12 protein-coding genes are annotated in these 12177 nt (G+C 66.4%); 5 read left to right on the top strand and 7 right to left on the bottom strand.

Translation table 11 applies throughout. The features are described from left to right. Positions 1-290: 290 nt before the first annotated feature. From ppa to SP5_RS19955, 4 genes are all read right to left on the bottom strand, one after another. Positions 291-869, bottom strand: a complete 579-nt coding sequence (gene ppa, locus SP5_RS07815; RefSeq protein ID WP_042486578.1) for an inorganic diphosphatase — start codon at positions 867-869, stop codon at positions 291-293. A 121-nt stretch (positions 870-990) separates the two neighbouring features. After that, positions 991-2931: a M61 family metallopeptidase gene (locus tag SP5_RS07810; RefSeq protein ID WP_042486575.1), complete on the bottom strand. Its 1941-nt coding sequence runs from the start codon at positions 2929-2931 to the stop codon at positions 991-993. Between the two features lie 82 nt (positions 2932-3013). Next, complete coding sequence (locus SP5_RS07805; RefSeq protein ID WP_042486572.1) at positions 3014-3676, bottom strand: DUF1345 domain-containing protein; 663 nt, start codon at positions 3674-3676, stop codon at positions 3014-3016. A gap of 103 nt (positions 3677-3779) precedes the next feature. After that, positions 3780-4070: a DUF5991 domain-containing protein gene (locus tag SP5_RS19955; RefSeq protein WP_369386076.1), complete on the bottom strand. Its 291-nt coding sequence runs from the start codon at positions 4068-4070 to the stop codon at positions 3780-3782. Between the two features lie 297 nt (positions 4071-4367). Between SP5_RS19955 and SP5_RS19070 the strand changes: the two genes are divergently transcribed. The 5 genes from SP5_RS19070 (at position 4368) to SP5_RS07785 (ending at position 9103) form a co-directional block, all read left to right on the top strand. Next, positions 4368-4532, top strand: a complete 165-nt coding sequence (locus SP5_RS19070; RefSeq protein ID WP_157013635.1) for a hypothetical protein — start codon at positions 4368-4370, stop codon at positions 4530-4532. Between the two features lie 48 nt (positions 4533-4580). Further along, positions 4581-5903: a histidine--tRNA ligase gene (hisS, locus tag SP5_RS07800; protein WP_042486569.1), complete on the top strand. Its 1323-nt coding sequence runs from the start codon at positions 4581-4583 to the stop codon at positions 5901-5903. Continuing rightward, positions 5900-6973 carry a peptide chain release factor 1 gene (gene prfA, locus SP5_RS07795; protein WP_042486566.1) on the top strand — a complete coding sequence of 358 codons (1074 nt, stop codon included), beginning with the start codon at positions 5900-5902 and terminating at the stop codon, positions 6971-6973. Before hisS ends, prfA begins: the two co-directional genes overlap by 4 nt. Before the next feature lie 177 nt (positions 6974-7150). Continuing rightward, positions 7151-7963 carry a peptide chain release factor N(5)-glutamine methyltransferase gene (prmC, locus tag SP5_RS07790; RefSeq protein ID WP_042486563.1) on the top strand — a complete coding sequence of 271 codons (813 nt, stop codon included), beginning with the start codon at positions 7151-7153 and terminating at the stop codon, positions 7961-7963. Between the two features lie 285 nt (positions 7964-8248). Then, the gene (locus SP5_RS07785; protein ID WP_042486559.1) at positions 8249-9103 is read left to right on the top strand and encodes a DUF4167 domain-containing protein; all 855 of its coding nucleotides are present in this window, start codon (positions 8249-8251) and stop codon (positions 9101-9103) included. A 63-nt stretch (positions 9104-9166) separates the two neighbouring features. Here SP5_RS07785 and SP5_RS07780 read toward each other — a convergent pair whose 3' ends face one another. Genes SP5_RS07780 through SP5_RS07770 form a run of 3 tightly spaced genes read right to left on the bottom strand, consistent with a single transcriptional unit; the run spans position 9167 to position 11984 of the window. Next, complete coding sequence (locus tag SP5_RS07780) at positions 9167-9445, bottom strand: hypothetical protein (RefSeq protein WP_042486556.1); 279 nt, start codon at positions 9443-9445, stop codon at positions 9167-9169. A 47-nt stretch (positions 9446-9492) separates the two neighbouring features. Further along, the gene (locus tag SP5_RS07775) at positions 9493-10971 is read right to left on the bottom strand and encodes an oligosaccharide flippase family protein (RefSeq protein ID WP_042486553.1); all 1479 of its coding nucleotides are present in this window, start codon (positions 10969-10971) and stop codon (positions 9493-9495) included. Next, entirely contained in the window at positions 10968-11984 is a 1017-nt protein-coding gene (locus SP5_RS07770) for a glycosyltransferase family 2 protein (protein WP_042486550.1), read from the bottom strand. The genes SP5_RS07775 and SP5_RS07770 overlap by 4 nt, the downstream gene beginning before the upstream one ends. Between the last annotated feature and the right edge of the window lie 193 nt (positions 11985-12177).

Genomic DNA, 12177 nt, shown 5'->3' with positions numbered 1-12177 from the left:
AGCGAGGCATGCCCCGGGGTTCAACACCTCTGCGCCCTCCGCGCCTCCGCGCGAACCATTCTTGTTCTTCCCTACGCCAACGCCGCATCCCCCCGCTCCGTTCAGCCTGAGCATAATTGAAGGCCACGGACCGGCTTCTCCTCTGGATCCGGGATTGCCCTCCCCCGACCCCTCCCGCCTGCGGGAGGGGAGAAGAAGAAGAGGGGGAGCCTCCAGCCAGGAAAGGCCACAAAAAAACGCCCCGGTGCGCTGGGCGCCGGGGCGTTTCTTAAACCGAAATCGGTAAAGGCTTATTCGCGGCCGGGCACGTCGTGGTCGTGCGGCTCTTCGCCCTTGGCCTTGGCGTTCTCGTAGCGCTCGATCGCCTCGGTGACGATGCGGCGCGCTTCGTCGCGGTCGCCCCAGGTGCCGATGCGCACCCACTTCTTCTTCTCCAGATCCTTATAGTGGGTGAAGAAGTGCTCGATCTGCTGGAACACGATCTCGGGCAGGTCGTCGCGGCCGCCGACATTCGAATAATAAGGGAATGTCGAGTCGACCGGCACGCAGACCAGCTTCTCGTCGCCGCCGGCTTCGTCTTCCAGGTTCAGGACGGCGATCGGGCGGGCACGCACGACGCAGCCCGGGATGAAGGGCGAGCGCGACACGACCAGCGCGTCGAGCGGATCGCCATCGGGCGACAGGGTGTGCGGCACGAAGCCGTAATTCGCCGGATAGCGCATCGGCGTGTGCAGGATGCGGTCGACGAACAGCGCGCCGGACGCCTTGTCGAACTCGTACTTCACGGGCTCGCCACCGGTCGGCACCTCGATCACGACATTGAGGTCATCGGGCGGGCTCTTGCCGACGGGAATGAGGTCGATGCGCATCGAATCGGTCTTTCTTGCCAATGGACCGGAAGAGTTCCGGTTTAAAAACAATGGCGGGCGCGATAGCGCAACCCGCCATGGCATGTCGATAGACGAGGATGAAGCCTTCGTCAGGCAGGCGTCAGCGTGCGGTCAGCAGGCGATCCAGCCCGGTCTCGCCGGTGCCGACCTTCTGCAGATGCGGGTAACGCGGGCCGCCGGTATAATCGATCGTTACCTCGCGGAAGACATCCTGGTTCTTTATCACCAACTTGACCGGCTTTTTCGGGTCCTTGGCGGCCAGGATCGCGGCCTTCAGCCGATCGCCGGTATAGCTTTCGCCGTTCACCGCCTGAATCTGCGTGCCGACATCGATGCCCGCCTTGAACGCCGGACTGTCCCAAATTGAACTGGTCACCTCGCCGCTGTTCGACACCGACAGGCCGATCGAATAGGTGACGTTGGTGCTGCCCTTCTCGCCCTGCTTGAAGGTCGGGGTCGGCGTGTCGGTATAGACCAGCTTGTAGCCGTTCATGGCAAAGCCCTCGATCGGCGCGGGCTTGCCCGTCTCGGTGATGCGCTGGCGCAGGAACCCGGCCCAGTCATAGGGCACGATGCCGTTCAGCGTGTTGGCGACATCCTCGAAGGTGTAGGTCACTTCGCCCCAGTCGCCGTTGCGGATGCCGAAAAACGCCTTGGCGAAGTCGTCGATCGACTTGGTGCCGTTCGACTTCTGGCGGAGCATCGCATCGACCTCCATCCAGACCATCAGGCCCTCGTTGTAATAATCCTCCGACCGCTGCCAGCTGGTCCAGCCCTTGGGCTTGCGCGACGAGATGATGGGGTCGTTGGTGGTGTCGAGCAGATCGCGCCACTGCCGCGCGGGCGCGGTGTCGTAGATTGCCAGGATCGAGGCGTATTGGTCCAGCGTGTCCTGCTTCGACACCAGGCCCGACCGCGCCTGGAGCACATAGCCCCAGAACTGCGTCTGCCCCTCATAGACCCAGAGCAGCGAGTTGCGCATCGGCGTGCGGAAATCGGGGGTCCACAGGTCCGCGCCGCGCCGGAACTTACCGTCCCAGCTGTGCGTGAACTCATGCGGCAACAGGTTGCGGCGGCCCGGCCCCGAATCCCAGTCGGTGAAATAGCCCGGCGTCACGCCATTTTCGGACGAGCGGTGATGCTCCAGGCCGATCCCGCCCAGCTGGTCGCTGATCGACAGCAGGAACTCGTAATGATCGTAATGCTGCGCGCCGAAGGCCTTCACCGCCTGGTCGACCAGCCGCTGGTGCGCGGCGATCTGCTCGGGCTTGGCGTTCAGCTCGGCGGCATTGTCGGCAAAGACGTTGAGGTTCACCTGCGGGCTGAGCGGGAAGACCTTGCCGTACTTGCCCGCCAGCACCGGCGAATCGACCAGGATTTCGTAATTGGTCGTGTCATAGGTGTAGGTCGAGCCCGACGCCTTGGCCGGGACCGCACCCGCCGCCGTCCAGCCCGTGGGGAAGATCGCGGTCATCTGGATCGGGATCTGGCGAGTATAGTAACCGGCCGGATAGAGGCTGACCGAATTGGGCTGGAGCGAGATCATCGTCGGGGTGACGGCGATGCGGCCCTGGTCCGGCTTGGTCGCCGACAGGAACTGGAACTCCAGGTCGAGCTGTTTCGCACCCGCGGGCACGTCGATATGGAAGGCGAAGACGTCGACCGTATCGCGCGTCCAGGGCAGGATGCGGCCATTCGCCTTGATGACCAGCCCTGCCAGCTTCTCGATCTCGCCGCGCGGATTGTGCGCGCCGGGTAGCCATTTGGGGAACAGCAGCGCCATCGGCCCCGCCTTGGCGACGGGGATCGTCTCCTTCACGCGAAAGATGCCGCGCTGGGTATCCGTCGCATCGACGACCAGCTTGATCGTGCCCGGATAGGGGGTGTCGACCGCGTCGGGGATGGTGTTGACGAAGGGGGCGGCGGCGGCGGGCGCGGAGTTGCCCGGCGGGACCTGGGCGTTTGCCACGAAGAGCGGGGCGGCCGCAGAGGAGGCGAGCAGCGAGGCGACGAACACGGAACGAAGCGAATGGCGGATCATGAAGGGCCTTTTGCGGCGACGAGGAGATGGCGGCAGGTTAGGCACCCGATAGGCCAGTCGTCCAGACCCTTTTGGCGGCCCCTTATCCGCTGCCGCCGCCCAGCACGTTGACCGTGAAGGCGATCACCCCGAGATTGAAGATGAACGCCGCCAGGCACTGGCCCGTCACCACCCGTCGCATCCGGCGCGAGGCGATCGACACGTCCGACGTCTGGAAGGTCATGCCCAGCGTCACCGAGAAATACAGGAAATCCCAATAATCCGGCTCGGCCGTGTCGGGGAATTGCAGCCCGCCCGCATCCCCCTTCTCCCCGGCGCTGTAGAACAGATGCGCATAATGCAGCGCATAGACGATGTTGGAGAACAGCCAGGCGAGGATCAGCGTGCCGACGACCAGCGCGATGGTGACCACGCTGCTCCGCCCGCGCAACTCGCCGCCCACCGCGACCAGCACGACGAACATCACGATGCCGCAAAAGACGAGCAGGACGGCACGATTGGCGTCGTTGCGCGCGGCGCGGCGGCGCATCTTTGCCGCCTGTCCCTGTCGCAGCAACGGCACGAGCGACCCGATGAACAGAAGCGCCGCGCCATCGAACCCGGTCAGGATGCCCCGTGTCATCCCGACCTCGGGCGACAGCAGGGCACTCGCAATGATCAGGACCGCCGCAAAGGCCAGGAAGCGCGGCGGCGCGATCCGGTCACCGATACGGGTTTGCAGGCGCTGCCAGCGGGTGGTGGTCATGCAGCGGAGTGTACGCCCGCCGGGGGCGGCTTGGCTATGGGTGGGTCAACCGGAAGAGGCCAGGCACGAGGCGAAGTCGCGCATCCGAAAAGGGCTCACCCGATCAGCCGAATAAGCCGGGCCTATGGGGGCGGTCATCCGGGAGCGGATATCCCGTCCAGTGCGTGATCAGCTTCGATCCCTGCTTCGACAAGGTGAAAAGGAAGTCGCCGACATTATGGACGGCGGTGCCATATTTGTCATTGATCTGGCCGTTGCCATAGCTCTTGAAGCGAACATCCAGTGTGTTGCCGGAAGGACGGGGCGTGCAGACGATATCCTCATCCGTCTGGAAACCTTCCGCATTGAAACGGCATGTCGATCGGTCGAGCGTCAGGGTATGGGTGCCTACGATCGGCGATCCTCCAGCTGTCGCGCCGCCGGCGAACTCATAGATATAGCGGCCTTTCCACGGCGATGGATCTAGAGTCGAAAACGATCAACTCTGCTCACCCCTCCCCTTCAGGGGAGGGGCTAAAACCGTGCAATGCTGATCGCTTTCAACTCTATGGTCGATAGGCGGGGCTAGGGGTGAGCGTTGTCGCATTTGGCTGTTGGCAACAGGCCGGACAAGGATAGGGGAAGAAGGACTCGCTTCAAGCTGGCAGCCACGCCTCGATCACCCAATCGATAGCCGTAGAGCTTAAACTATATGATGGCGCTGTTGAACGGATTTACCAACGCCGTTGAGAGTGTCGCGCGTGGCGACCGCGCGATGATCGTTGCTCTCGCTGGCGATCATCCGGCACAGCATGTGCGCCGAACCCGACCCACGACCGAACTGGCGCTGGCCGACTGGCTGTCGCAAGGCCCGTGATCGCACTCTAGCGCACACGCCTTCGCTACCTTAGATAGCGCCACCTCTATGGCACGGATCGAAACCCCCAAGCGCGTGCGCGGCACGCAGGACATCTTCGGCGACGAACAGCGCCGCTTTGCGCAGGTGCTCGCCACCTTCGAGCATGTCCATGGCCTCTACGCCTTTCAGCGGCTCGACCTGCCGGTGTTCGAGGACACACAGGTCTTTGCCCGCTCGATCGGCGAAACGACCGATGTCGTGTCGAAGGAGATGTACACCTTCCCCGATCGCGGCGGCGACCTGCTGACCCTGCGGCCCGAATTCACCGCCGGGATTGCGCGCGCGTACCTGACCGAGGGGTGGCAGCAATATGCGCCCTTGAAGCTCGTCACCTCGGGCGCGGTGTTCCGCTATGAGCGCCCGCAAAAGGGCCGCTATCGCCAGTTCCACCAGATCGACGCCGAAATCCTCGGTGCGCCCGAACCGGCGGCGGATGTCGAGCTGCTGGTGATGGCCGACCAGCTGCTGCGCAAACTGGGCATATCCGAGGGCGTGACGCTCCAGCTCAACACGCTGGGCGATGCGGCGACGCGCGACGCGTGGCGCGACGCGCTGGTCGCGCATTTCGAGGCGCATCGCGATCAGCTGTCGGAGGACAGCCTGGTGCGGCTGGAAAAAAATCCGCTGCGCATTCTCGACTCCAAGGACCCGCGCGACCGGCCGATCGCCGATGCCGCGCCCGATATCGACGCCTATCTGACGCCCGAGGCGCGTGCGTTCTTCGAGGCGGTGACGGCGGGGCTGGACGCGGCGGGCGTCGCCTGGACGCGCAATGCGCGGCTGGTGCGCGGCCTCGATTATTATCGCCACACCGCGTTCGAGTTCGTGACCGACCGGCTGGGCTCGCAGGGGACGGTGCTGGCGGGTGGCCGCTATGACGGGCTGATCGAGTCGCTGGGCGGTCCCGCCACGGCGGGCGTGGGCTGGGCGGCCGGGGTCGAGCGGCTGGCGATGCTGCTCGACGAGCCGGAGAAGCCCGTAATCGACGCGGTCGTCGTGCCGATGGGCGCGGCGGCGGAGTTGCGGGCGACCGGCCTCGTCGCCGAACTGCGTCGTATGGACATCGCCACCGACATGGCGTTTCGCGGCAATATGAAGCGCCGCATGGCCAAGGCGAACGATCAGGGCGCCAGCTATGCGCTGATTCTGGGCGATGACGAACTCGCGAACGGCCAGGTGCAGGTGAAGGCGCTGACGACCGGCGAGCAGGCGAAGGTCCCGCTCGACACGGTGGCGCAGAGCCTGTCGGACCTGTTGTTCGAGGACGAGATCGCGGAGGACCATGGCGAGCGGCTTCCTCCATTGGCGCAGCGTCTGACCACCGCATGAAAACCATTTCCGCCGAACGCATCGCGCAGATCGAGGCGCGACGCGACGAACTCCAGGCGATGATGGCCACCGGCGAGCTGCCCTCGGACCGCTTCGTCGCGGTGTCGAAGGAATATGCCGAGCTGGAGCCGGTGGCGAATGCCGCCGCCGAAGTGCGTCGCCTGCGGCAGGAGGCCGACAGCCTGGCGTTCATGACGCAGGACGGTGACGACGAGCTGCGCGAGCTGGCGGCGGAGGAACTCCACGCCAACCGCAATGCGCTGGCGGCGGCGGACCGGCATCTGGCGCTGGCGTTGCTGCCGCGCGACGCCGCCGACGAGCGCGCGGCGATGCTGGAAATCCGTGCCGGGACTGGCGGCGACGAGGCGGCTTTGTTCGCGGGCGACCTGTTCCGCATGTACCAGCGTTATGCCGAGCGGCAGGGCTGGCGGGTCGAGGTCATCTCCGCCTCGGTGCCCGACACGGGCGGCTACAAGGAAGTCGTCGCCTCGGTCGCGGGGGCGGGCGTGTTCGCCAAGCTGAAGTTCGAAAGCGGCGTCCACCGCGTCCAGCGCGTGCCCGTCACCGAATCGGGCGGCCGTATCCACACCTCGGCGGCGACCGTCGCGGTGCTGCCGGAAGCGGAGGAGGTCGATCTCCAGATCGACGACAAGGATCTGCGCATCGATATCTATCGCTCGTCGGGCGCGGGCGGGCAGCACGTCAACACCACCGACTCGGCGATCCGGATCACCCATATCCCGACCGGGCTGGTGGTGATCCAGCAGGACGAACGCTCGCAGCACAAGAACCGCGCCAAGGCGATGAAGGTGCTGCGGACCCGCCTGTACGAGGCCGAGCGCGAGCGGCTGGCGGCGGAGCGTGCGGGGACCCGGCGTTCGCAGGTCGGCTCGGGCGATCGTTCGGAGCGGATTCGGACGTACAACTTTCCGCAGGGCCGCGTGACCGATCACCGGATCAACCTGACCCTCCACCGCCTGCCGGAGATCCTGGAGGGCGAGCTGGACGAACTGATCGGCGCGCTGCTGGCCGAGGATGAAGCCGAACGGCTTGCGGCGCTCGATGGGTGATGCTCGCGCGGAGACGCGGAGACGCGGAGGGGGGCAGCCCTCTGCGCCGCAGGCCTTCCATCTCCGCTGGTTGGTGACGCCCAAGCGTTGCCCCATGCCGGACATCTCCGCGCCTCCGCGCCTCCGCGCGAACCAATGTCTTCCAAATTCCGGCATTCGCCGGGATAAGACGGCGGCGTGACCGACGCCCGTACCGCGCTCGCACAGGCCGCAGAGCGTTTCACCTTCTCCCCGACCGCGCGGCTCGACGCGGAACTGCTGCTCGCCCACGCGTTGGGGATCGAGCGCAACGCCCTGCTGCTCGACCTGACCCGCCGTGTCCCCGACAGCTTCTGGCCGCTGGTCGAGCGGCGCGCGCGCCAGGAGCCGATCGCCTATATCACCGGTACGCGCGGCTTCTGGACGCTGGACCTGATGGTCGGCCCCGGCGCGCTGGTGCCGCGCGTCGATAGCGAAACGCTGGTCGACGCCGCACTCCGGCACTTCAGGGGGCGTCCCCCCGCGACCCTGCTCGATCTGGGCACCGGGCCGGGCACGTTGCTGCTCGCCCTGCTCGACGAGTGGCGCGGGACGAAGGGGCTGGGCGTCGACCGTTCCCCGCAAGCCCTGCAATATGCCGTCGCCAACGCCGCGGCCTGCGGCCTCGCCGACCGGGCGCGGTTTGTCTGCGGCAACTGGGCGGCGGCGCTGTCGGGGCCGTTCGACTGCATCGTCACCAACCCGCCCTATATCGGAACGGTCGAACCGCTCTCACCCGAGGTGCGCGATTACGAGCCCGGCACCGCGCTGTTCGCCGGGCCGGACGGGCTGGACGATTACCGCCTGCTCGCCCCCGAATTGCGCCGTCTGCTGGCCCCCGGCGGGGCGGTGGTGGTCGAGATCGGGCATGAACAGGCGGAGGCGGTGACGGCTTTGCTGGCGGATCAAGGCTTTGCGGTGACGCTGCACCGCGATCTCGGCGGGCGACCGCGTGCCCTGCTGGCGCATTGAACAATCGCGCGTGATGCCCTATATTTCACTTGAAGGACCTAGGTCCGACCCGCTAGAGCGGGCACAGGGGCACGCGAACATCTGGCACTCTCACCGGTTTTTCGGGGTCGCAGGATGTCGGGCCGATGCCCATACCCTTCGTCATGTAGTCGCTGCTGTCCGGCGGCCGTGGCAGCGCCCGAAATCGGGTGCGACAGCTTCGCATCGCGCGAACCGCGCGCGATGTCGGGAAGAGTGGGTCGGAAAAAGTGGACCTTGTTGGTTTGACGACTAAGGACGAACAGCTTGATCAATAATCGGCAGGCCGGCCGCCGTCGCGGTCGTGGCGGCAACAATAACGGTGGGCAGCGTCCGGGCGGCAATCCCGGCCGTTCCGACAATGGCAATCGCATCGACAACCGCGCGCGTGGCAACGCCAGCCAGCTGTACGAGAAGTACAAGAATCTGGCGACCGAGGCACAGCGCCAGGGCGACCGGGTCAACACCGAATACTACTGGCAGTTCGCCGATCACTATTTCCGGGTGCTGAGCGAAACCCGCTCGCGCTTCGAGGAGCAGAATCAGCGCCGCCAGCGCGAGGAATCGCGCGACGACCAGTATGACGACGGTTTCGACAACGACGCCGAGGATTATGGCGACGAGGGCGATCCCATCCGCCCCGGCGAGCAGCAGGGCGAGGCCGAACAGCCGCGTCGTGAGCGCCAACAGCGCGATAATCAGCCCCGCGACAATCAACAGCGCGAAACCTATGCCCGCGACAATCAGCAGCGCGAAGAGCGTCCCCGTCGCGACCGCGACGATCGCCCGCGCCGTGAGCCGCGCGAGGATCGCCGCCCGATGCGCGCCGAACAGCCCGTCATGGCCGAGGATGCGCAGCCGGTCGTGACCGCGCCCGCCATGGCCCCTGAGGTCGCTTCGGCTCCACAGGCCGAGGAGGAGGCGCCCCGCCGTCGCGGCCGTCCGCGTCGCGAGCGTCCCGCCGAGGTGCAGGACATGGGCGAGCAGACCGGCTTCGACGCCGATCGCCTGCCCCCGGCGCTGAGCGCCGCGCCCGAGGCGGAAGCCGCGCCCGAGGAAAAGCCCCGCCGTCGTCGCGTCCGCGCGGCGGCTCCGGTGGAGCCGGAGGCGGCGGCGGGCTGATCGCCCCCCACGCTTTCGATCGATAAGGAACCGGCCTCCGCACCATCTGCGGGGGCCGGTTTTTTATGGCCGCCGGTCGACATCCTCGTCATGCCCGGTGCCCGAGCTGAGGAAGACCAGCCCCATCAGTGCGCCGGTCAGCATCACCATGCCGCCGATCCCGCCGATCACCCCCAGCATCGTCACCCCGTTGAGCGGGCCATAGACTTCGGCCAGCGCCATCAACGAACCACCGACCGCGACGGCGGCCGCGACGGTCATCCACGCCATCAGCATGCGGAACCGCGCCCAGGCAAAGGCCGCCTGTTCGGGATCGTCGAGTCCGGGTGGGGGCGGGGACATGGGCCGACTATGCGCAACGGGGGGGCGCTCGACAAGCCGGGCCAGCCTTATCCCGCCCGGCGGAACCGCTCGACCGGCAGCCTGGCCCGGACGCCGCCCACGATCGCATCGATCTCGCGCCGAACCGGGTGGCGCACCGCATAGACGACCGCCAGCCAGGCCAGCACGCCCGCTGCCGCGCTCATGCTCAGCAGCGTGAACCCGACCGCCTCGGGGCGCGCGACCCAGCGATAGACGGCGAGCAATGGCGCGACCGTCGCCAGCGTGGCGAGCAGGCTCTGCGCATAGACGGTCAGCATCCCGCGCCATGCAAAGCCGGTCAGCGGCTTCATCAGCGTGGCGTAGAGCATGAACCATACGATCCCGTACCCGATGCGCGAGATCGCCGCCCATTCCAGGCTGACCGTCGCGCCCAGGATCAGCAGCCCGATCGACGCGATCGTATCCAGCGCATTGGCGACGATCAGCCGACGGATATGCCCCAGCAGGATAGGCAGCTCGAAATGCAGCGGCACGGCGGCGAAGAACAACTGCCCCAGCGCGATCCAGCTCAGCAGCGGCGCCACGCCCGCCCAGCGCGGGCCGTAGAGCATCAGCACGATCGGCGTCGCGGCGGTGGCGAGGAAGGTCATGGCGGGCCAGGTCACGCCGCTATAGGCCGCGACCACCCGCTGATAGGGGGCGGCCAGATCGGCCCCCGCGTCGCGCAGGCGGGCGAAGGCCGGATAGAAGACGCCGTCCACCGCGCCGCTGACCAGCATCTGCAACTGCGCGCCCAGGCTGGAGGCGCGGCTGTACAGGCCGACCGCGGTCAGGGTCAGGATACGGCCGATGACCAGTTCCGGGCTGCGCGAACTGATCGCGTCGCTGATATAGAGAAGCGAGCTGTTCGACCCGAAGCGCAGGATCGGGCCGATCCCCTTCAGGCTGGGCGGGAAGGGCGGGCGGATGCCGGATCGCCACTGGCCGATGATCGCGCGCGCCGCCTGTTGCGCGACCGAGGCCCAGGCCAGCGCAAAGGCGGAATAGCCCGCCCAGGCCAGGACCAGCGAAAACACCGCATTGACCACCGCCGCGCCGACGCTGGTCAGGAAGATGGAATAATAGTCCATCCGCCGCTGGAGCATCGCCCCCGGCACGATGCCGAAGGGCACGATCAGATAGGACCCGGCGATGATGACGAGCAAAGGCGTCAGGCGGACATTGTCGTAGAATCGCGCCACCGGCCAGGCGAGCGCGAAGATGATCAGGCCGATGCCCAGCGCGAAGATCAGCGACACCGAAAAACAGGTGCGCAACTGCTCTTCGGTCAGGTCGCGCTCGCCCGCGACGAACCGGCGGATGCCGAAATCCTGCAGCGCGGATACCAGCATCGCGGCGGAGAGGGCGATCGAATAAAGCCCCATCTCGGACGGGCTGAGGAAGAAGCGCGATATGACGACGCTGACCACGAACTGAATCGCAAAGGCGATATATTGCGCCCCGATCGACCAGAGCGCCGCGCCGCGAACCGAAGAACCGCTCATCGCCGGATCCGATGCCGGGCCAGCAGACCGGCGAGGCGGATCGCGCCCAGATGCTGATGGTGACGCGCCAACCGCGCCACGGCCCGCCAAAGCCCGGATACGGGTTCACCACCCGCCCGGCGCACGTCATCGAGATGCGCGGCGATCCAGGTCAGTCCTTCTCCCGCCATCACGTCGGGCGCGTATAAGAGCCCGCGCACCACTTCGGCGCGGACATCGCGCGCCACGTCCGGCCGCCCGAAGACGGTATCGAGCGTCTCGATCGGGGGCAGGACAGTCCAGTCATGGGAAGGGTCGCGGCGTCCCTCGGCGCGCGCCGCCCGGGCCAGTCGCGCAACCGCCACGCCATAGCGCTGGGCCAGGACATGCCGGTGCGAGACCTGCGACGGCGAATAGCGATAGAGGTGCAGCCGATCGGGCAGATTGGCGATCCGCGTCCGCTCGGCCAGCCGAAGCCACAGGTCATAATCCTCGCAATGGCGATAGGCGGGGCGATAGCCGCCTGCGGCTTCCAGCACGTCACGACGCATCATCACGGAGGGATGGCAAAGCGGTGATGCGGTCGGCAGGGCGGCGGCAATGACGTCGGCGGACAAAGGGTGGTCGACCGGCTGTTCGCTGCGGTGATGGCCCCGCGTGTCGATCGTCCAGATCTGTGTACCGATGACGCCATGATCCGGGTTCGCATCGAGAAAGCCGACCTGCCGCGCGAACCGCTCGGGCAGGGCGACGTCATCGCCATCCATCCTTGCGATATAGGGGCCACACGCCACCGCGATGATGTGGTCCAGGCTGGCCACCAGTCCCTGGTTGGCCTGGCGGATCACCCGGATACGCGGATCGGTCGCCGCATAGCGGTCGATGATGGCGGTGGAGCCGTCCGTCGAGCCGTCATCGACGATCACCAGCTCGAAATCGGCAAAGGTCTGCGCAAGGATACTGTCCAGAGCCTGCGCCAGATACCCGGCGTTATTGTAGACGCTCAGGGCGACGGTGATGCGGGGCGACGTCATGCTCGTATCACTCGTTCCTGGTACGCGGTCACTAGGAAAGCCCTACACACACGTCTGCCTAGGCCGGAATCGCGAAGCTGCCAAAGGTTCCGCGAGGGGGCGACCATGACGAAAGGCTTAAACCGCCAAAACTAAAGGATTTTTGAAATTTTGCAGAAAAATGGCACTTTTTGTGTTGACCGCCAAAGTGGGT

It is taken from the genome of Sphingomonas parapaucimobilis NBRC 15100, from assembly GCF_000787715.1.
GTDB classification, from domain to species: Bacteria; Pseudomonadota; Alphaproteobacteria; order Sphingomonadales; family Sphingomonadaceae; genus Sphingomonas; species Sphingomonas parapaucimobilis.
This window is presented reverse-complemented; position numbering and strand designations above follow the sequence as displayed.

Excerpts from the sequence above, each read along its gene's own strand:
- SP5_RS07810 (WP_042486575.1), bottom strand. The coding sequence starts at position 2,931 with ATGATCCGCCATTCGCTTCGTTCCGTGTTCGTCGCCTCGCTGCTCGCC.
- SP5_RS07780 (WP_042486556.1), bottom strand. The coding sequence starts at position 9,445 with ATGTCCCCGCCCCCACCCGGACTCGACGATCCCGAACAGGCGGCCTTT.
- ppa (WP_042486578.1), bottom strand. The coding sequence starts at position 869 with ATGCGCATCGACCTCATTCCCGTCGGCAAGAGCCCGCCCGATGACCTC.
- SP5_RS07805 (WP_042486572.1), bottom strand. The coding sequence starts at position 3,676 with ATGACCACCACCCGCTGGCAGCGCCTGCAAACCCGTATCGGTGACCGG.
- hisS (WP_042486569.1), top strand. The coding sequence starts at position 4,581 with ATGGCACGGATCGAAACCCCCAAGCGCGTGCGCGGCACGCAGGACATC.
- SP5_RS07775 (WP_042486553.1), bottom strand. The coding sequence starts at position 10,971 with ATGAGCGGTTCTTCGGTTCGCGGCGCGGCGCTCTGGTCGATCGGGGCG.
- SP5_RS07770 (WP_042486550.1), bottom strand. The coding sequence starts at position 11,984 with ATGACGTCGCCCCGCATCACCGTCGCCCTGAGCGTCTACAATAACGCC.
- prfA (WP_042486566.1), top strand. The coding sequence starts at position 5,900 with ATGAAAACCATTTCCGCCGAACGCATCGCGCAGATCGAGGCGCGACGC.
- SP5_RS19070 (WP_157013635.1), top strand. The coding sequence starts at position 4,368 with ATGATGGCGCTGTTGAACGGATTTACCAACGCCGTTGAGAGTGTCGCG.